The sequence below is a fragment of the Thiobacillus denitrificans DSM 12475 genome (assembly GCF_000376425.1).
GTDB classification, from domain to species: Bacteria; Pseudomonadota; Gammaproteobacteria; order Burkholderiales; family Thiobacillaceae; genus Thiobacillus; species Thiobacillus denitrificans.
In genome coordinates this window covers 71,507-89,446 of record NZ_AQWL01000013.1, presented here as the reverse complement: position 1 = coordinate 89,446, position 17,940 = coordinate 71,507, and the positions used below count along the sequence as shown (strand labels likewise).

Annotated in this window: 22 protein-coding genes; 14 read left to right on the top strand and 8 right to left on the bottom strand. The window is 56.0% G+C overall.

The annotated features are described in order from the left end of the window. Positions 1–918: 918 nt before the first annotated feature. Positions 919–1,167, top strand: coding sequence for a hypothetical protein (locus tag B059_RS0116115; protein WP_018079285.1), 249 nt, complete (start codon positions 919–921; stop codon positions 1,165–1,167). An 80-nt stretch (positions 1,168–1,247) separates the two neighbouring features. Here the strand turns inward: B059_RS0116115 and virB5 are convergent, their stop codons facing one another. The 7 genes from virB5 to B059_RS0116080 all read right to left on the bottom strand — a co-directional run bounded on the left by virB5 (position 1,248) and on the right by B059_RS0116080 (position 5,351). Beyond that, positions 1,248–1,958, bottom strand: a complete 711-nt coding sequence (gene virB5, locus B059_RS0116110) for a P-type DNA transfer protein VirB5 (RefSeq protein ID WP_026177601.1) — start codon at positions 1,956–1,958, stop codon at positions 1,248–1,250. 37 nt (positions 1,959–1,995) lie between these two features. Beyond that, complete coding sequence (locus tag B059_RS0116105; protein WP_018079283.1) at positions 1,996–3,045, bottom strand: TrbL/VirB6 family protein; 1,050 nt, start codon at positions 3,043–3,045, stop codon at positions 1,996–1,998. Further along, complete coding sequence (locus B059_RS0116100; protein ID WP_018079282.1) at positions 3,042–3,242, bottom strand: hypothetical protein; 201 nt, start codon at positions 3,240–3,242, stop codon at positions 3,042–3,044. The genes B059_RS0116105 and B059_RS0116100 overlap by 4 nt, the downstream gene beginning before the upstream one ends. Beyond that, positions 3,239–3,565, bottom strand: a complete 327-nt coding sequence (locus B059_RS0116095) for a hypothetical protein (RefSeq protein ID WP_211206932.1) — start codon at positions 3,563–3,565, stop codon at positions 3,239–3,241. The genes B059_RS0116100 and B059_RS0116095 overlap by 4 nt, the downstream gene beginning before the upstream one ends. 114 nt (positions 3,566–3,679) lie before the next feature. Continuing rightward, complete coding sequence (locus B059_RS0116090; protein ID WP_018079280.1) at positions 3,680–4,255, bottom strand: hypothetical protein; 576 nt, start codon at positions 4,253–4,255, stop codon at positions 3,680–3,682. Positions 4,256–4,269: 14 nt separating this feature from the next. After that, on the bottom strand, positions 4,270–4,965 hold the full coding sequence (stbB, locus tag B059_RS0116085) for a StbB family protein (protein ID WP_026177600.1): 696 nt from the start codon (positions 4,963–4,965) through the stop codon (positions 4,270–4,272). A gap of 5 nt (positions 4,966–4,970) precedes the next feature. Then, complete coding sequence (locus B059_RS0116080) at positions 4,971–5,351, bottom strand: hypothetical protein (protein ID WP_018079278.1); 381 nt, start codon at positions 5,349–5,351, stop codon at positions 4,971–4,973. Between the two features lie 299 nt (positions 5,352–5,650). Between B059_RS0116080 and B059_RS0116075 the strand changes: the two genes are divergently transcribed. From B059_RS0116075 to B059_RS21135, 8 genes are all read left to right on the top strand, one after another. Beyond that, on the top strand, positions 5,651–6,016 hold the full coding sequence (locus tag B059_RS0116075) for a plasmid mobilization protein (protein WP_018079277.1): 366 nt from the start codon (positions 5,651–5,653) through the stop codon (positions 6,014–6,016). Next, positions 6,006–8,630, top strand: a complete 2,625-nt coding sequence (locus tag B059_RS20040; protein ID WP_157273767.1) for an LPD7 domain-containing protein — start codon at positions 6,006–6,008, stop codon at positions 8,628–8,630. Before B059_RS0116075 ends, B059_RS20040 begins: the two co-directional genes overlap by 11 nt. Before the next feature lie 12 nt (positions 8,631–8,642). Further along, positions 8,643–8,951, top strand: a complete 309-nt coding sequence (locus B059_RS0116065) for an antitoxin VbhA family protein (protein WP_018079275.1) — start codon at positions 8,643–8,645, stop codon at positions 8,949–8,951. After that, complete coding sequence (locus B059_RS0116060; protein WP_018079274.1) at positions 8,948–9,595, top strand: YkgJ family cysteine cluster protein; 648 nt, start codon at positions 8,948–8,950, stop codon at positions 9,593–9,595. The genes B059_RS0116065 and B059_RS0116060 overlap by 4 nt, the downstream gene beginning before the upstream one ends. A 154-nt stretch (positions 9,596–9,749) precedes the next feature. Then, positions 9,750–10,037 (top strand): CopG family ribbon-helix-helix protein, encoded by a 288-nt coding sequence (locus B059_RS0116055; RefSeq protein ID WP_018079273.1) that lies wholly within the window; start codon positions 9,750–9,752, stop codon positions 10,035–10,037. Next, entirely contained in the window at positions 10,034–10,321 is a 288-nt protein-coding gene (locus B059_RS0116050) for a type II toxin-antitoxin system RelE/ParE family toxin (RefSeq protein WP_018079272.1), read from the top strand. The genes B059_RS0116055 and B059_RS0116050 overlap by 4 nt, the downstream gene beginning before the upstream one ends. Positions 10,322–10,716: 395 nt before the next feature. Further along, complete coding sequence (locus B059_RS20925) at positions 10,717–10,995, top strand: hypothetical protein (RefSeq protein WP_157273766.1); 279 nt, start codon at positions 10,717–10,719, stop codon at positions 10,993–10,995. A gap of 481 nt (positions 10,996–11,476) precedes the next feature. Continuing rightward, a complete protein-coding gene (locus B059_RS21135; protein WP_211206931.1) occupies positions 11,477–11,722 on the top strand; it encodes an antitoxin VbhA family protein in 246 nt (81 codons plus the stop codon). A 441-nt stretch (positions 11,723–12,163) separates the two neighbouring features. Here the strand turns inward: B059_RS21135 and B059_RS0116035 are convergent, their stop codons facing one another. Then, entirely contained in the window at positions 12,164–12,412 is a 249-nt protein-coding gene (locus B059_RS0116035; RefSeq protein WP_157273765.1) for a hypothetical protein, read from the bottom strand. Positions 12,413–12,606: 194 nt separating this feature from the next. On the opposite strand from B059_RS0116035, the gene mads1 reads away from it, so the two are divergent. Genes mads1 through B059_RS20505 form a run of 5 tightly spaced genes read left to right on the top strand, consistent with a single transcriptional unit; the run spans position 12,607 to position 17,940 of the window. Then, entirely contained in the window at positions 12,607–12,807 is a 201-nt protein-coding gene (gene mads1 / locus B059_RS0116030) for a methylation-associated defense system helix-turn-helix domain-containing protein MAD1 (RefSeq protein ID WP_018079268.1), read from the top strand. Then, on the top strand, positions 12,804–14,768 hold the full coding sequence (locus B059_RS0116025) for a site-specific DNA-methyltransferase (RefSeq protein WP_018079267.1): 1,965 nt from the start codon (positions 12,804–12,806) through the stop codon (positions 14,766–14,768). The genes mads1 and B059_RS0116025 overlap by 4 nt, the downstream gene beginning before the upstream one ends. Positions 14,769–14,777: 9 nt before the next feature. Then, entirely contained in the window at positions 14,778–16,004 is a 1,227-nt protein-coding gene (locus B059_RS0116020; protein ID WP_018079266.1) for a DUF262 domain-containing protein, read from the top strand. Continuing rightward, positions 15,997–17,124: a DUF3696 domain-containing protein gene (locus B059_RS0116015; RefSeq protein ID WP_018079265.1), complete on the top strand. Its 1,128-nt coding sequence runs from the start codon at positions 15,997–15,999 to the stop codon at positions 17,122–17,124. Before B059_RS0116020 ends, B059_RS0116015 begins: the two co-directional genes overlap by 8 nt. Before the next feature lie 9 nt (positions 17,125–17,133). Beyond that, positions 17,134–17,940 carry a DUF4160 domain-containing protein gene (locus B059_RS20505; protein WP_081601664.1) on the top strand — a complete coding sequence of 269 codons (807 nt, stop codon included), beginning with the start codon at positions 17,134–17,136 and terminating at the stop codon, positions 17,938–17,940.

Genomic DNA, 17,940 nt, shown 5'->3' with positions numbered 1-17,940 from the left:
AAAGTCAATGAAATCAACGGTCTACCCAGACCACCCCCGCGCCAGTGCTAGCTTTGCGTACCGTCACTTATTGCACTGAAAACGAGGAGACCCCATCGTAGGCAAGGGCCATAAAAAACCCTTCCTTGTCTCTGATTATGGGGCTGTGCTCGTTCACATGATGTACTACGTCGTGCAACTCTTTAAAGGCCATGTGAGGGCCAACTAAGCGCAAACCTGCATGGTTTTCCAGGAGCTGAAAAGAAAACATGTTGTAGCCCAGCCTAAAAAGACGCAGCCTAGCAGTCTTTGTTGATTGCTTACAAAGCAGGCCACCGTTTGACTACGTTCAATCAGGGGCGTGAGCCGACGCGCCGCCGGAACGCTCCCGGTAAGAGGCCACCGGGAACAACCACGTCAACGCCACGCCACACCCCCCTAAGCCGCTAGGCTTGACCCCGCACCTGCACGCTCGACGCTACGCGTCCAGCTCAAGAGCCACACCCAACACCTCACCCCCATGGAAGCCCATCCTTCGGCTGGTTTGTCTGTAGGGCCCCTAGAAGGCCATGTAGCCCCTGCCCGAAGCACTGCTTCGGGTTTGCCGGTAGGAGGCGGGGCGCTAGCCCTGACGCCCGCCAAAGCGGGCGGCACTCCGTATCCCGGCAAAGGCATGGCCTGAATAACAGCAGGTTGATTGAAGAGCGTTTCGCGTCCGCGAAAAAGTCAAAGGCAGGATCTGGCTTGTGCCAGGTGCGGGGGTAGGGGTCTTAATGGGGGGTAGTGCAACAGCGAAAGGAATGGCTCATGCGCAACGTAATCAGATTTTCTAGGCGGCCAGAAATGCCGCAACTTGCCGAGTTCGACGCCTCAGCTTCAAGGCCTCGATAGGACCGACGCGCACTTACACTGCTTGGCGTGTTGGGCTGGCTGTGGCGCTTGCTACGCCTGCCTCTGTTCCTTATCTTGTACTGGCTGCGCCAGCCTATCGTTGGGTTGTGTAACCTCGTTTTCGCCCCAGCACTGCTGGCCTTCCTTGCTGGCGTTGTATTCATCGACGCTGCATCAGCGCACCGGCCCATTGTGTGGGCCTTCGGGGGTTTGAGTTTCGCCGCATTTGCGCTTGCCAGGCTCTATGATTCGATCTTGATGGCCCTGGCTTCCGAGGATGTTGTTATCGGCCTTTGAGATTTTCGCGCACGCGAAAATAACGGGGGCTTTCAGCTTTGATAGGTCACTGCACTCTCACACGGTAAAAAGTTGATTGCTTAAGGCGTGATTTGGACGCGCGGCACGGTGCGATTTGTTCCTGCAGCGCGGATGTGATTATCACGCGCCTGCATTTCGCTGATTTGCCGTTCGGCACTGACAAGCATGGCCATTGCCTGAATTTTGGCCTGTTCGTTCTGTATCAGGCCTTGCTCAACCTGGATACGTCCTTGAAGTTCAGCTATGGCCTTGGGGTCTTGGGTAGCGCTGATTTGCGCCATCAGATCCTCAAGATTGGAAAGCCGCTGTTGCGCAGAGTTATAGGCCTCCTGGCTTAATGCCTTGTTGCTCGCCGCGCGGCTCAGGTCAGCGAACCATTGATCTGAGGCGAGCTGACTACCGAAGTCGGAAGCCGACAGCGTGGATGTTGCTTGCTTGATGCCGTTGATCGAGTTGGCGAGGTTGCCATAGGAGCCGCCGTTAGCGAGGTTGAGTAGCGTTTGGGCGTCTTGCGGCAACATGCGCCGCGCCTGTTGGTATGTCGCGCTGTTGAGCACCGCCGAGAAGCCGCGCGAACCAGTGACGCTATCAATTTGCTGTTGCAGCTGCTGGAGTTGCTGCGTCATTTGCTGGTACTGCTGCACCCAGGAGGCGACTTGCTGAATTTGTTGCGCCAGGTTGGAGGCGTCAATAACAGGGATGCCGGCGAACGCCTGGCCGCCGCAGAACAGCCCTGTTGCCAAGGCGAGGGTACGAAGAATTTTTTTCATGGTAGCTACCCTTGAAAGTAAAGTTGAGAGTTTGAAATCAGGAGGCCCTTGCTCGGCGGGTTGAACTTGAGGTGATTTTTCGATAGACGGCCATTGGGGCGCCTGCGCGCTGCACGCTACCCCCTCCCGACCCTTTGCCGAACTGACCGGCAGCACCACGCAACCCGCGATAACCGGCCTGCCCTGCGCGCTTGCCCATGCGGAGTGCTGCCGGGGTTGTATCCCTGATCTTGTTGTATGACCAGCCAAGGGCTGAGGCATTGGCTAGCGCGAAAGCGCCCCCAATGCTTCCGGCTAGTGTCGGCATGCCGAGGATGGTGAACACACTAATGATGCCGTACACCACCAAGGGGCCAATGGTGCTCATGGCGCTAATGCCCGCATTGGCGTTGGTATCAAGTTGGATGGCATCGTAAGTAGCATTTAGCAGAGCAAACATGAGCGCCGCCGCCATCACCACCATGACGATGGTTAGGCCCGCCGTGACCACTGCACCTAGCCATTTATCGAACCATTGGCGCGTCGGTTCAAACATGATGCTCAAGATGAAAACTGGGCCGATAGCCAGCAGAATTGCGAGTGCGTATTTCGCCATGATGATCACGAAGCCTGTAATTGCTGTGATTACCCATGTGACCGTATAAATGACGAGCCCAATAATTGTGCTATTTATGTTGGTCCAACCGCCATCCTCAAGCGCTTGACTGCCAAGCGTGTTGCCCTTCTCTAGCATTTGGTCGAGTAGCTGCGCCGAATTTTGGGCGGTTCCGCCCTGCATGACACCGGCCAAGGCCGTTGGCCAGTCATAAAGGAAATCGGACACGTAGGCGGCGTATAGAGCTGAGCTGGTCGCCAATACAAAAATGGTGGCGATTTTAAGCATGCGCGATAGCGCGTCCATGACTGGTTCTTGAATCAGTCCGCGCATCATCGACCAACCCCAAAGCGTTACGTAAACTATCGCTAGTGTGGTCGCAAAGCCTGTAAGGGCTCCCGCTGCATTGGCCGCGCCGGACGTGACATAGTTTGATACAGCCGCATCGACATACTGGAATGCGTCTTGGAAGGTGTAAGTGTTGGCCATCATTTCTCCCCGGTGTCGTTCTTCTGTTGGGGTTTGTTGGGCGTCAAAATTACTCGGGGAACCTCACGATCTACGCCGGAGGTTTTACGGTTCATTTCCTTGCCTTCCTTGACGGCCTTGTCCAATTCGCTTTCTTCGTTGCAGCCCGTCAAGTTGAACGCCAAGGCAAAAAGGCAAACCATAAAAATGGGTTTTTTCATGGAATCTGCTCTCCGTGTTCAATCGTGGTTATGGCTTGCCCTTCCGATTGGCGCTGTTGCATCCGCTCGAAGGCGAGGTAAGAGGCAATGACGCAGATACCGATACCGCCAAAGACCAACACAAGCGCCGAATCAATCAGAACCTTCATTACGAAGAACCCGAAAAATTCGGTCATGTTGCCGTTTTCTGCAAGAGTCTGGCCATATTCCGCCAGGCTTTCTAGCGGGCCGGTAACCAGTGCCCACTGGCCGGCAATTAGCACCATAAAAGCAATGGCCGTTGCCGCTTGCGCGATATGCATCAAAGTCGGTTTTTTCATCATGTTTCCTTTCGCAATTGCTACCCGATTTGGATTCTAGTTACATCAATTTGAGCATATCGGCAAGCGAACAGCATAATTTATTTATATTGTCAAGTTGTTTCGCTTGTCATTGGTTTATGACCTTCTTTCGGCATTAATCGTTGCTTTGGCTTTGCCGTCCAATTTGTCCCAAGCCGCCGCTACGGATTTGCCTAATGCCGAAAAGGCTGCTTCGTCCTTGTCGTAAAGCCACACATTGCCTGCCACTACCGCCATGCCGCCTATAAATCCACACATCACGCATAGGCCGAGGGTTTGCCAGATGCTTTGTTGCTGTGCGCGCAGAGCTCTTTGCACTGGCGCTGCGATCTCGTTTTGCACCGTGTTTCTTACGGTGCGCTCGACCTCAGTCAGTGTCGCCTGGATGGCATCGCTTGAATCCCGATCAAACCGGGCCTTGGCCGCTTGCGCGTCCTTTTCCATTTGCGCCCGTACCTTGTCGGCCTGGCCGTTGGTGTATGTTTCGAGCTGTCCCCGGTAGGCGTCACCGGCTTTCGAGAGAAGACCGATAAGGCCGGTAATCTTGGCCTCGACTTCTTCCGTTTGACCAGGGAGAACGTTTTTTAGCGATTCGACGGAATCATGCAACCGGCCAATATCACCGAGCATTTCCGCGATCAACGCATCACGCGCCGTAGGCTCTGCCGCCATGCTTTCCCCTTCGCTTACTTGATAAGCGTTTTAAAAACTGCATCCAGCTCGTCCGTGACACCCGCCGCCAGGCGCTTGATGCCGACCATTTGGGCGCAGTGCAATTTCTCGTCGGAGTCCTTCGCCGTCTTGATCTTTGCCTTGTAGTCGGTCGGATCGTTGAGAATGTCTCTAATGCCTTGTTCAGCGCCTTTGATCTTTCCGTAAATGTCATTGACATGAATAACGGCTTCCGGGCGCAGGGTGAAAGTCTTGGCTACGCCGTGGTATTCAAACAGGCCAGCAAAGACACGTTCCGGTACATCGTCAATTTCAACCATGTTGAAGACCAGACGGATTTTCTTCGCCGGGACGCCTATATCTGCCAAGGCATCAATCGTGCTGATCGTGTCGCGCATTTGCTTGTTTTTCGGAACTGTCGGAATCACGAAATAATCGAAGTCCTCATGACTGCCTTTGTATTGCTTCATGAGATTTACGAAGTCCTCGACGTTCGACGCGCCCACATCGACCACGGCATCATCGACCAGCATGAGTGCTTCTTGCAGCTCGCCGAATTGCTTACCCTTGATGGCTTCATCCTGCGTTCCATCGGAGTTGATCGACTCAACTGGAATAACCGTTGCGTTGTTCATCCTTGGGAGCAACAAATGGCGGGCAACCGTTGATTTACCTACGTTGCCGGAGAAGTTGATAACGGCGACTTTCATTTTCTTCACTCCTTTTTCAGACGTTTTAAAAGCGGATTGGTGAATTCGGGTTTGATGTACTGATCGGCGATTTTTTCGCGGCGCTGTTTCTTGTCCAGTCCTTTCAAGCCCTCGGTTTGGTCGGTTTCTTCATTTTGTTGCGCAGCATCTGCCGGGGCTTTGTTGGCGTTTGGCATCGAGGCCGGAGAGGGGTGACCTTCGCGGCTTTTGATGAACTTCCTTAATCCTTCCTGCGAGACTTTCAAACCGTTGGCCGCGAGCCATTCGCATACCTGCCAGTTGGCATAGCCCTTGGTCTTTAACTCAAAAATCTGCGCCTGGAAGGGTATGAGCCGCGAGCGTTTCGCTCGTGGCTGTTGCTGCTTTTCAAACTCTTCTATGTCCATTTCATGGCCCCTGTGGTGAACCATGCACATCTTAACTACCGCCCCCGCGAGCAACAACAATAAACAACCATACACAACAAACAATTAACCATATGCGCGTCATAAACAACAATAAGCAACTAAAAAAAACTATAAACAACATTGGAAATCGATTTGTTGATATCGTCTAGGCACGTCGGATATGTTTACATCCCGCTACGCGGGCTGCAAAATATCCCGTGCCAAAGGGTGTCCCTTTGAAACCCGGCGCTGACGCGCCAGACAGCGGCTACAAGCCGCGCCACCTACGGAGCCGGTGCATGATCAGTAAGACCAAGGACGACGCGCAGAAGCTAACCAGGCCGGTTAGCTTCCGACTGACCGACGCTGACCATGCCGCCTATCAGGCGAAGGTCAAGGCGTCTGGCCTGACGCCATCCAAGTTTTTCCGCGAAGCGGTCTTGACCAACCGGACGCAGATCGTCGCCCGCCCGAAGGCTAGCCCGGAGTGGGGCCGCCTGCTGTACCTGTTCAACAAGGCTAGCAACAACATTAACCAGCTAGCCTACCGGGCCAACGCCGATCACTTGGCTGGGGTTGTCTCAGAAGACACCTATTCCCGTATCTTGGCCGATCTTCATGGCCTGGCGCATTACATGAAAGCTGCAATCAAAGATGCTGGTTAGGATCACGGGTGGCAGCGAAGGCATAGCCGAATACTTAGCGAATGGTCAAAAGGCTGGCCGGGAATTTACCCGTGACGAGCTGGATGAGCGGGTAATCCTTGACGGCGATTTAGAGTTGACCGATACGATTATCAAAGGCATGGAAAAAGAGGGCGAGCGTTATTTGCATATCACGCTGGCTTTCAAAGAGGACGAAATCGGCTGGGACAAATTGCATGCAATCACTGACGACTTTAAGAAGTTCGTCATGACGGCCTATGAAGGCGATGAATATAACTTCTATGCTGAAGCGCACTTGCCAAAATTAAAGAGCTATACCAATCAGAAAACCGGAGAGCTGATCGAGCGCAAGCCGCATATTCATATTGTCATTCCTGAATACAACCTTTTAAGCGGAAAGAATCTAAACCCGTTTGGCAAGGTTGACCAGCAAACCAAGTTTCTTGAAGCGTTCCAGGAACATATCAATGCGAAGTTTGGACTTGCCAGCCCAAAAGATAACCGGCGCATTGAATTCACCGACGAGAGCGCGATTATTTCCCGCTACAAGGGCGATTATTTCGAGGGCGCAAGCCATGACCTGAAAGCGCGCATCTTGTCCGGCGTGCTGGACAAGGGTGTTACCGACTACGACCAGTTCCGGGCCATCGTTGCCAAGCATGGCGACACCAAGACCCGCAACGCAGGCAAGGCTGGCGAATATCTCAACGTGATGCCAGAGGGCGCGAACAAGGGCGTGAATCTGAAAGAGTATGTTTTCAGCCGTGAATTCATCGAGATGCCTGCCGCTGAAAAGCGGCAAAAGCTGGCCGTTGAAATCCGGGCAAAGTACGAAGAAGCCAAAGCGCCCCGCCCGAGTCCGTCCGATATTGCTGAGCGCCTGCAGGAGTGGCGCGAGGTGCGGGCGGCCGAACTGAAATACATGAACAGCGGCAACCGCAAGTTGTACGCGAGCTATCGCAGCGCCGATCGAGATGCCAAGCGCGCGATGCTGGATGAGCGGGCCGCGACCTTTTACACCAAGCACCGCAAGGAAACCGACCATGACCGAACCGACGAGCAGCGCCGAGATTTTCGCGGACGCGAAAATGCAGCCGACCGAGGAACCGACAGCCGCCGAATTGTTGCCCATATTGCTAACAATCTCAGAGCAGCAGGCCGCAATATCCAATCAACTGGCCGAGCTGTTGGAGACACTGAACAAGCCCGCCGAAACCTCGCTGATCGACGAGCTAGCCGCGCTGTTGCAGCCCTTGGCCGACGACTTGGCCGTGATCAAAGCGCAGATCAACAAGTAAGCCGGGCAGTGCCGCAGCCGCGCGACCGGCGAGACGCCGACAGCGTGACCGGCCAGCTACTGGCCGAGGCGCGCGAGCGCAAGACCGAGGCCAAGGCTGCGCACCTTTCCGAGTTCGCGCAGATCAAGCGTGAGCTTGACGCCAGCCGCCTACTGGCGCACCTCTCGAAGACACACGGCGTCATCCCTGAAAAGTACGAAGTCACGAAGGGTAAGGACGGCGGCGACCGCATCAAGGCCGGCCCCCGCAATCTCAATGTGTCTGACTTCCTCACCCAAGAAGTGCGCCTTTCATTCACCGAGGCCGCGCCGATTTTGCGCCAGGTGTATGCCGCGCAGCAAGGCCGCGAGCTGGCCGAGGCTCGGCCAGCACCGCGCCGGGAGCTTTGGCATGCCTTCCGCGAGGCGCAGCCCGCGCAGGCCAAGCAGAAGGCCATCGAATGGGTCGCGCAACGCCAGAGCGAGCGTGAGCGCCGCGCCACGATCCGCGACGACTACCAGGCCGAGCGCCGCGCCTTGCAGGCCGACCGCAGCAAGAGCGGGACAGAGCGCAAAGCCACCTTGTCCATCGCCCGTATGGAGCGCGTCACCAAGGACATGGCCTTGCGGGAAGCCATCAAAGAGGAACACCAGCATCTCAAGGAGAAATACGGAATGCGCACCTACCAGGCGCGTTACCACGTCTTCCTGGCCGACCGTGCGAACCACGGAGATGAGGCCGCCTTGGCTGAGCTGCGCCGCCAACGCGATGCTAATACGACACCGGCACCCGTCGCCGAGGCCAACACCATCGAGGGCAGCACCAGCCGCAAGCGCGAGAGCGATCAGGTCGCGCAACTGGCGCGCAACTTGGTCTATTCCATCGACCGGGCCGGGAATGTCACCTACTACGCCGACCAGGCCAAGCGCCGGGCGCTGGTGATCGACTCGGGCCAGCGCGTGACCGTGGCCACCGTCAATAACAGCCAAGCCGTGGAGGCAGGCTTGCGCCTGGCCGTCCAGAAATTCGGGCCGGGCTTGAAGATCGAGGGCAGCGAGAAATTCAAGCGGCAAGTCATCGAGGCCGCGCTAAAAACCGGCTTGCGTGTCGAGTTCGACAGCAAGGCCATGAACGACGAATTGCAGCGCCGCCGCGCCGAGCTCGGCGAGCTACAAGCCCGCGGCAAAGCCTTCATTACCAGCGAGCGCGAGAAGGCCGAGAAGGCGAAGGCACCCAAGCAACCAGCGACGCCGGCGCCGGAGCGCACACCGCAACCCGCACCCGCACCCGCACCCGCACCCGCACCCGCACCTAAGCCGCGCGGCTATGAACGATAGGAGATAGCAACCATGCAAGACGACACCGACCACCAGTCCGACCCATGCGCGGCCAGCAAGCGCAAGTTTTCGGCGGCCGTGGATTCCATCAATGCCGATATTTTCGCGCCCGCGAAAAAAGACCGCCCGCCAGTCGATGCTAAGGAGCGAGAGCGCCGGCAAAAGCAAATCGACACCGCGCGGGCAAACGTGGCGCTTGAGGGCTACCGCTTGTCGGGCATGGTCGAGGAAATCAACCGCCGCTATATCGCGGGCGAGATTGACGGCGACGAGCACGGGGCGGCGATTCGGGCGATAGTCACAGGGGAGGACGGCTTATGACCTTCGCCAGCATCAAGGAGCTGCGCCGCTTCGTGACCCCTTGCGCCACCGCCGCGCAGGCCGACCTAGACGCCCGCATGGCTACCGTGCCATCCGTTTGTAGCGCCGGCTGTGATGCCTGTTGTTATCAGATGGTGTCTGTTCACACTTGGGAGGAGGAACTTATCGGCAGCTACATAGAGGGCACCATGCACGCCGCCACACGCGCCAAGGTGCGCCGGCAGTTGGTGGAGTGGTGGAAGCACCTCAAAAGCATCTTGCGGCCCGTGAGCCGCGCCAATCCGTTGGCTTTGGGCGATGTGCAGGCGTTGGCGCAGTACATGATTGATAACCGCGTCATGTGCCCGTTTCTGGTCGATCATCGCTGCAGCATCTACCCGGTGCGGCCGGCCATGTGCCGCGCCCATGTCGTGGCTGCAAATCCCGGCCTTTGCGCGACGATGCCGGGCCGGGTTGGAGAAACCATTGGTGTCCATCACATGCTGGCCACCTTCGGGCCGGGATCCCCACATTTGCCCTTTGATAAGTACGTCCACGCCATGAAGCCCCTGGCCTTTGCCATGACTGGCGCTTTGAAGGTGCCGGCGTCTTCTACGCCCTTGACGGTTGTGACCTTGGGCGAGCTGATGCCTACACGGCTTTGATTCCGTCTATCGACGACGTTTTCGCGTCCGCGAAAATCCCCTGGGGAGTGCGCACAACGTACGATGATTTTCCGAATTCTGAGACGCCCCCAATTTCAGCGCGCCGGGCAATGTGCTACCATGTACTTACTGTGTAACACATGAGGGCAGCACCATGAGCGAGGCAACCTTTACTTTCCGGGTCGATGAATCCTTGAAATCCGAGTTCTCCAACGCAGCCAAAAGCCGCGACCGCAACGCCGCGCAGCTCCTACGCGACTTCATGCGCGATTTCGTGCGGCAGCAACAGGAAACGGCCGAGCATGACGCTTGGTTCCGTCGCCAGGTGCAAATCGGCCTGGATTCGGCGAATGCCGGCAACCTGATCCCGGCGGTTGAGGTCGAAGCCAAGTTTGCGGCCAAGCGGGCGGCAACACGTCGCCGGCTTGAAGCCTCCGAATGATGAAACTGTTTTGGACGCTAGAGGCGATCCAAGATCGTGACGAAATCTATGACTACATCGAGGCCGACAACCCGGCCGCCGCTCTGGCCATCGATGAGCTGTTTTCGGAGAAGGCTTCGCGCTTGGTCGATCTTCCCGACCTTGGCCGACTTGGCCGCATCGTTGGCACTCGCGAGCTGGTGGCGCATCGGCATTACGTCTTAGTCTATGACGTGGTCGGCGACTTGGTGCGCGTCCTTCGCGTGTTGCACACGGCGCGGCAATGGCCACCGGTTAGAGGGTAGTGCGGTGGAGTTCATCGACCGGCGATTGTTGCTTGCGCCCACGGCCTCGGTCGTACCGGCATGTTCCTGGTAACGCTATGGGTACGCTTGGTCTTTGTAGTGATCTCCCTGGCTGTCATAGGCGTGCTTGGTTTGGTCGGCATGTGGGCGTTCAGAAGAACCGCATTTTGATTTACCGGGTTGTCGGCAAAGCTATTGCGCGTTAAACAAGCGGCGCAGAAATGGCCGTGAGGGAAATTAAGTCGCGTAGGCTCTTGGGGGATTGCTGCGCAAACCCCCGCCGTATGGCATCCCCCAGAATATGCGAAGCGACTTTGTCGCCTCGTATAAAGTGAACGGCAAGGGGTCCAGTCCTTGCCGTTCTACCCACGAAACCACCAGCAAAGGATACTTTCATGTATGCCGCAATTATGAACCTTGAACGTCGTGATCTCTATGATTTCTGCGACCTCTTGCCAGAGCCTGTCATTGCCCGACCTGTCGTCACGCCGGCCCGAGGCCGGGGGATGGCGCTTTCACTCGATTGCGGCGGGCAGCGCGTGACGCTGACCAATAACGGTAGGCCTTGCAAATTTGCATCACTGGATGCTGTCATGTTCGAGTTGGACGGAGCACCCAATGTAGATACTGACCGCTTGGTCATCGAAGCTGAAAATTATTGGCATGGGCACTGATATTGGCGGAAAAATCGCCATAAAAAAGGAGTGTCGAACGGGCATTCAACACTCCTTAGCCATGTTTTGCGGGTAGCAACCGCTCCTCTTTCGGAGGCATCTAGCTTCTTCCGCTTATAGCGCATGTCAAGGAAAATGGCTTGACATCCAGGAGGCCGCGAATGGGAAATTTGAATTCACTGGAATATGCACCGGAACGCACCCGGTAAAGAGCCACCGGGAACAACCGCGTCAGCGCCACGAAACACCCCCTACGCCGCTGGGCTTGACCCCCACGCCTGCACGCTCGACGCTACGTGTTTAGCTTTCAGTGCTTGATATTACACGGCGCGTAATTTTATTTCTACAATATCGGTTACGGGAACGGAGGAACGCCGGAATGAGGACAGAGAGACTGGCAAAACTCACTACAGAGCTTAGGAAAGCGACGGCGGAAGCCCGCTCGGATTTGGCTCGCGCGATCGGAGGGGTGTCAGAGCTTGTGGACGAGTTGCAGTCACGTCGCGCAGGCGCGGTGAACGCTATCCTGAAATCAGACCATCCCGCTATCGATGATCGGGAGCGAGCTGCGCGCCAGAAAGCTATCGACTCCGCGCGGGCAAGCATCGAGCTTGAGGGGTTTACGCTGTCGCACGAGGTAGAGGCGATCAGCCGCCGTTACATCGCCGGCGAGCTGACCGGAGATGAGCACGTCGCCGCGATCCGCGCGGCCGTCCTGGGTGGCTGAACGGCCGGGGCTATTCGCCTTGGTCGCGTTGCGACTGGCCGCTGGCCCTCTTGCAGGCCAACACTTGACTACGCTCAAGCAGGGGCGTGAGTCGTTTTGCAGCCGGAACGCTCCCGGTAAAAAGCCACCGGGAGCAACCACGTCCGTGCCACGAAACACCCCCTACGCCGCTGGGCTTAACCCCACTACCGCACGCTCGACGCTACGCGTCCAGCTCAAGAGCCACCCCAAACACCTCACCCACATGGAAGCCTAACCTTCGGTTGCGCTGTCTGTACGGCCCCTAGAAGGTCATGTAGCCCTTGCCCGAAGCACCGCTTCGGGTTTGCCGGTAGGAGCCGGGGCGGTAACCCTGATGCCCGCTCAAGCGGGCATCACTCCGTATCCCGGCAAAAGGCATGGCCTGAATAACTGCATGTTGATTGAGGAGCGGTTCGCATCTCAAATTTCATGATGAATTCTCCGTGAATAGCCACATCGCCTCGACCATTCCGCACCGGCGTCCCGTGCCTGCTCGATCTTCCCCTGCTCGGACATCCGCGCGCCACGGCCCTCGATCCACGCCTTGGCCGCGTCGTACTCGGCCACGACCGGCTTGCGTCCAAGAGCGGCCAACTGAAGCAGGTAGGCTCGAACCGTTTCGTCGGCGTCATTCACTTCGCCCCGGCGCATGGCGGTTTCAACTGCCAATAGGCTTCGCGCCGTTATTTGGCACAAACAGGGTACAAACAGCGCCCCACAGCACGGTCTGATTTTCGCGGACGCGAAAATCTTGCATGGGGTGGGTTCGTGCAACCCGGTTTGGGCTTAATGCGCCCACGTATGGCAAAATTGACCAGACTTAGGAACACTCCGCCACAACTGACTAACCAAGCTGCCAGACCATGACCGAAGCCGATGGCGAAATTCTCACGCTCGATGAAGTTGCCGCGTATCTGAAGGCGGGCAAGAAAACCGTCTACCGGCTGGTGCAGCAAGGCCAGCTTCCCGGCTTCAAGCTGGGCGGCACGTGGCGTTTTCGCCGTACTGAATTAGACCGCTGGATAGCGGCGCAGATCGCCGACAAGGCACAGGACAGAACATGAGCGACCCACAGAACGATACCAACCTGGCCACCTCCGCTAACCCTGCCGACGAACGGCGCGCGCAACTGGCCGCGCTGATTCCCGACGCCTTCACCGAGGGGAAACTCGACGTGGCCGCGCTCAAACGCGCGTTGGGCGAAGCCGCCGTCATCGAAAGCGGCGAACGCTACGCGCTCACCTGGGCGGGCAAAGCCAACGCCTACAAAGTGCTGCAAACCCCCAGCACCGCCACGCTGCGGCCCGAGCGCGACAAGTCGGTCAATTTCGACGACGCGCAACACGTCTTCATCGAAGGCGAAAATCTCGAAGTACTCAAGGTCTTGCAGAAAGCCTACTTCGGCAAGGTCAAGCTGATTTACATCGACCCGCCGTACAACACCGGCTCGGACAGCTTCATCTACCCCGACCGCTTTCAGGAAAGCAAGGAGGACTACCTGCGCCGTCTCAACGAACTCGATGACGACGGCACGCTGATGCGCGAGGGTTTCTTTCGCAAGAACAGCAAAGAGAACGGCCACTATCACAGCAACTGGCTTTCGATGATGTTGCCGAGGCTGTACATCGCACGCAACCTGTTGCGCGAGGACGGGGTGATTTTCGTCTCGTGCGACGACAACGAGGTGCATAACCTTCGGGGGGTGATGAATGAGGTATTCGGGGAAGAAAACTTCATTGCCCAGATGGTCTGGGAAGGCGCATCGAAGAACACAGCCGATCAAATCGGCGTGAACCATGAGTATGTCTTGGTGTTTGCCCGTTTCCGTTCATCGGTGCCCAAAGTATGGGCACTTGCCAAAGATGGGGTCGCTCCGATCTTGCGCGAGGTCGAGCGCCTGAAGCTGCAACATGGCGACGACTTTGACGCAGCATCAAACGACCTTGCAGCGTGGTATCGCGCCAATAAAGCGACGCCCTCGTTTGCCAATCGTCGTTTCCGATACATCGACAAGAACGGCGTATATAAAGAAGACGATCCAACTGCCCCAGGTGGACGCAAGTTCAAGCTAATAAATCCTAAGACTGGCGCGGAGATTCCGCTACGCGCGAATCGCGGCTGGGCATTTGACCAAGTCGAATTCAGTAAGCTCGTCGAGCAACAGCGCATCAGTTTCATTTCATCGATTAGCATCATGGTGCGTCGGTATCTCCATGAAACCGACACCCTGACACCACAAAGCGTTTTCTATCAGCCGGCTCGTTCGGCGTCTGAACGCTTGGAGAAATTCTTGGGGGGCTCCTTCTTTGACTACCCGAAGGACGACGAGGTCATCCGACAGTTTGTTGAAATGGCGACTGATTCCAATGATGAGAGCTGTATCGCCATGGATTTTTTTGCGGGCTCGGCAACTACATCCCACGCTGTGCTTGAACAGAATTCCAGAGATGGAGGCCAGCGTCGGTTTGTTGCAATTCAGCTACCAGAGCCAGTAGAAGACGAGACTATTCAAAAAGCAGGTTTTTCGACCATAGCAGACATAGCACGCGCCCGAATCAGTAAAGCAATTCAGCACATCGCGAGCAAGGCCGACCTTGCTACGCCGCCCCAGCTAGGCTTGGGCTTCAAATCCTTCCGCCTCACTCCTTCCAACTTCAAGCAATGGCGCGGCGACTTCATCGACACGCCTGAGCAACTCGCCGAGCAAATCCAGCTCTTCGCCAAGGGCGAAAAAGAAGACGCACAGGTCGAGGACATGTTCTACGAGCTGCTCCTGAAGTTCGGCCAGGAACTGACGACGCCGGTCGAAACGCTGGAGGTGGAGGACGGCAAGGTGTTCGCCATCCACGAACGCAAAATGCTGTTTGTGCTGGAGTCTTTTGCTGAGGCGATGATCGACCCGCTGGTGGCGATGAAGCCACGCGAGATCATCGTCATCGACGGGGTGTTCCAGGATTCGGACATGCTCAAAAGCAATCTGGACTTGCAGTGCCGCGACGCTGGCATCCGGTTTACTTGCATTTAGGAGCGGACAATGACGCCAAACAATGATGAAAAAATTGAAGTTTCCAATAATGATGAGGCAGCGCCGCTGGAGGAACTGACTTCCGATAGCACTGGCAGTGGCTTGGAGGCAGAACCTGCGGATGATGCCGGGGAAATTCGCGCCCCCTTCGACCCGAAGCTGATTGACGTCATCACCCACCAGCGAACAGTGGATTTACTCATGGCCCGTCTTGGCTATGGAGAAATGGATCTTTCCCCAGATTTTCAGCGCCGAGCGAATCTATGGAGTGATGCACGAAAAAGCGGCCTGATCGAGTCCATGCTGTTACGTATTCCCATCCCATCCCTCTATGTATCCGAAGATAAAGACGGACATTACCAAGTGGTAGATGGGCTGCAACGCTTGTGCGCTATTGCCCACTTCGTGAAGGTCAGTAGCTTGAACAAGGTATTAAAGACCAAACTCAATCCCCTCCGGCTTACAGGCCTACAATCCCTTAAGACGGAGTTGGATGGCAAGGTTTACGAAGACCTGCCTCGACCGCTGCAACGGCGCATTATGGAAACTGAATTGACCTTGCATGTCATTCGTCACGGGACTCCTGCCAATGTCAAATTCAATATCTTTTCTCGCATCAACCAAGGCGGTCTGCCCCTCAAAGCTCAGGAAATCCGCAATGCCATCTATCCCGGCAAGTGGCGCGAGTACATTCGACAGATGGCGGCAAGTAGAAATTTCCTTTCAGCCACAGAAAGAAAAATTAAAGGGGAACGATTGGAGGACCACGAATTAGTTCTTCGCTTTGCTGCTCTTTACTCCATGCCTCGTGAGGTGAAGCGGCAACCGGATGAGAATCTGGACGATTTCTTAAATGAGTTCGTTGAAAAACGCACGGTGGGTTCGAGCGAACAAGCATGGCAAGCGATAGAGGTGGCATTTGATCGTGCGATGAAGAGCGCGCCCCGTGTCTTCGGTCGGATGGCCTTCCGCAAATACTCTAAACCCAATGAGTCGCGGCGACCGATCAATCGCGGCCTGTTTGAAACCGAGGCGGTCGCCTTGGGGCATCGCACTGACGCGGAAATCGAAGCCCTGGCAGAACGTTCGGGGCAAGTTATAGAAAAATTCGGCCAGAAGTTTTCTAGCGATTATGCCTTTACTAGTGCCCTGCTTTACGCCACCGGCAAAGGATTTGCATCCAACAAACGGCTTGAGGTGATAAACGCGATTTTTGACGAGGTGCTCCATGCTTGATCGTATTCACTTGAACAATTTCAAGGCCGCTCGGGATCTGGACCTGCCTTTGGCGGCACTAACGATGCTGGCTGGCCTGAATGGCTCGGGCAAAAGCACGGTTTTGCAGAGCCTCGCGGCCATACGCCAGTCATATCAGGTCGGGCAAGGTCATGGCATGCAGCTCGGTGGCCCCCTCGTTGCCCTCGGTCAGGGCATGGACGTTTTGAGTGAGGGCGCCAAAGACGAGACCATCACGGTGTCAGTCCTGGAGGGTGACACGGAGTATCGCTGGGTGTGCAAAGTACTGCCTGAAGCCAACCAACTGGAGTTCATCGAGTCGCCTTCTACCCCTCATGGATTTGCGGTAAACCCCCATTTTCAATATCTACAAGCGGACCGCATCGTCCCTCGCACCCTCTATCCCCAGGCAGATCAACAAGCGCGGCAAGACGGCTTGTTAGGTAGTCACGGGGAGTTCACGGCAGATTTTCTTGCCAGCAACAGAGATCAGCCTGTTTCGGAAAAACGCCGTTGCACGAAAGAGTGCGCTGCATTGGATGACGCCATGTGGGCCAAGATCGCGCCGACGCCCCAATTGCTGGATCAAGTCGCCGGATGGTTGCAGCAGATCAGCCCCGGTGCTCGCTTGCGGGCAGAGCTGCTCAAAGGCACGGACGAGGTGATCCTTCAATTTCAGTATGTCGGACAAGCCCGTGGTCTGGAACCACGTTTTTACCGGCCAACCCATGTTGGGTTTGGCCTCACCTACAGTCTGCCCATTCTGGTGGCCTGTCTGGCCGCACCAGCCGGTGCCTTGCTGCTAATCGAGAATCCCGAGGCCCATCTGCACCCCCAGGGTCAGGCGAAGATGGGCGAGTTGCTGGGCCTTTGCGCCGCCGATGGCGTACAGATTTTGGTAGAGACCCATAGCGACCATGTGTTGAATGGTATCCGCCTTGCCGTCAAAAAAGGCTCACTGAAGGCCGACGATGTGAGGCTGTGCTACTTCACACGGGATGTGCCCAGCGGGGACTGTTATGTGGAATTGCCTTCCATATTGCCCGACGGGCAATTAACCAACTGGCCGGAGGGGTTTTTCGATCAGTGGGAAAAAAGCCTTGATGCGCTTCTGGATTGAGGCCGGGGTATGGTTGATTTTGCGATCTATCTCAATGAACATTCTCTCCCTGCCCCGGATGTTGCGTCTACGGCATTGCAGCCATGGTTCGATGCGGCAAAGTTATGGGTAGAAGGGCTCAAAGAGGTAATGAAATATCAGCCCGGATACCGGCTATGCTTTTCGCCCGGATGGTTGGACGATACGGTCGCAGGGAAACCGATGAAGGTGTGGATCAAAGAATGGGTCGGCACCGAGGAATACCGGCGTTTGCAAACGAAGATGCGTTTAATTAATCAACCGGGCGAGCTTCTTCGCGAAGTGTACCTAGGCGATAGGTCAGCCATCGGATTGACCTTCGCACATCTTCAAGAAACATGGGCGTGCAGCTTTCCAATTGCCAATTCCGATTGGCTTGCCCATTTAGTAACAGCAAAAGAGATGTCCGCGGATGAACAAGGCGCGCTGACAGAATCCGACTGTGAGATCGAACATCTTTCCTGTATCGAGCACGTCACACACTGGGGTCAATCCTTGACTGATTGGGGGAAAAAAATCTCTCAATCCAGTCGCGTTGGAGATGTGGAGGGATATTTAATCCTTATGTATTCAGCACCTCTAGAGCATGGCGTACCCCATGTACATGTAGTTGAAGGAAAGAGTCAAAATACTATCGCCAAATATCGAATTGATCCATTTGAGAGAATGGAAGGCCGACGGCCAGCTCTCGATTCAGTGATGCAAATTTGGATCGGGGAGCACAAAGACTTACTTCTCAGCTCATGGATACGGTGTATGAGTGGCGGACACCCCTACATAGCCGTGCCGGAGGCTTGA

Bases quoted from the DNA above. Each gene is read 5' to 3' on its own strand.
- virB5 (WP_026177601.1), bottom strand. From the start codon at position 1,958: ATGAAAAAAATTCTTCGTACCCTCGCCTTGGCAACAGGGCTGTTCTGC.
- B059_RS0116105 (WP_018079283.1), bottom strand. From the start codon at position 3,045: ATGATGGCCAACACTTACACCTTCCAAGACGCATTCCAGTATGTCGAT.
- B059_RS0116100 (WP_018079282.1), bottom strand. From the start codon at position 3,242: ATGAAAAAACCCATTTTTATGGTTTGCCTTTTTGCCTTGGCGTTCAAC.
- B059_RS0116095 (WP_211206932.1), bottom strand. From the start codon at position 3,565: ATGATGAAAAAACCGACTTTGATGCATATCGCGCAAGCGGCAACGGCC.
- B059_RS0116090 (WP_018079280.1), bottom strand. From the start codon at position 4,255: ATGGCGGCAGAGCCTACGGCGCGTGATGCGTTGATCGCGGAAATGCTC.
- stbB (WP_026177600.1), bottom strand. From the start codon at position 4,965: ATGAAAGTCGCCGTTATCAACTTCTCCGGCAACGTAGGTAAATCAACG.
- B059_RS0116080 (WP_018079278.1), bottom strand. From the start codon at position 5,351: ATGGACATAGAAGAGTTTGAAAAGCAGCAACAGCCACGAGCGAAACGC.
- B059_RS0116075 (WP_018079277.1), top strand. From the start codon at position 5,651: ATGATCAGTAAGACCAAGGACGACGCGCAGAAGCTAACCAGGCCGGTT.
- B059_RS20040 (WP_157273767.1), top strand. From the start codon at position 6,006: ATGCTGGTTAGGATCACGGGTGGCAGCGAAGGCATAGCCGAATACTTA.
- B059_RS0116065 (WP_018079275.1), top strand. From the start codon at position 8,643: ATGCAAGACGACACCGACCACCAGTCCGACCCATGCGCGGCCAGCAAG.
- B059_RS0116060 (WP_018079274.1), top strand. From the start codon at position 8,948: ATGACCTTCGCCAGCATCAAGGAGCTGCGCCGCTTCGTGACCCCTTGC.
- B059_RS0116055 (WP_018079273.1), top strand. From the start codon at position 9,750: ATGAGCGAGGCAACCTTTACTTTCCGGGTCGATGAATCCTTGAAATCC.
- B059_RS0116050 (WP_018079272.1), top strand. From the start codon at position 10,034: ATGATGAAACTGTTTTGGACGCTAGAGGCGATCCAAGATCGTGACGAA.
- B059_RS20925 (WP_157273766.1), top strand. From the start codon at position 10,717: ATGTATGCCGCAATTATGAACCTTGAACGTCGTGATCTCTATGATTTC.
- mads1 (WP_018079268.1), top strand. From the start codon at position 12,607: ATGACCGAAGCCGATGGCGAAATTCTCACGCTCGATGAAGTTGCCGCG.
- B059_RS0116025 (WP_018079267.1), top strand. From the start codon at position 12,804: ATGAGCGACCCACAGAACGATACCAACCTGGCCACCTCCGCTAACCCT.
- B059_RS0116020 (WP_018079266.1), top strand. From the start codon at position 14,778: ATGACGCCAAACAATGATGAAAAAATTGAAGTTTCCAATAATGATGAG.
- B059_RS0116015 (WP_018079265.1), top strand. From the start codon at position 15,997: ATGCTTGATCGTATTCACTTGAACAATTTCAAGGCCGCTCGGGATCTG.
- B059_RS20505 (WP_081601664.1), top strand. From the start codon at position 17,134: ATGGTTGATTTTGCGATCTATCTCAATGAACATTCTCTCCCTGCCCCG.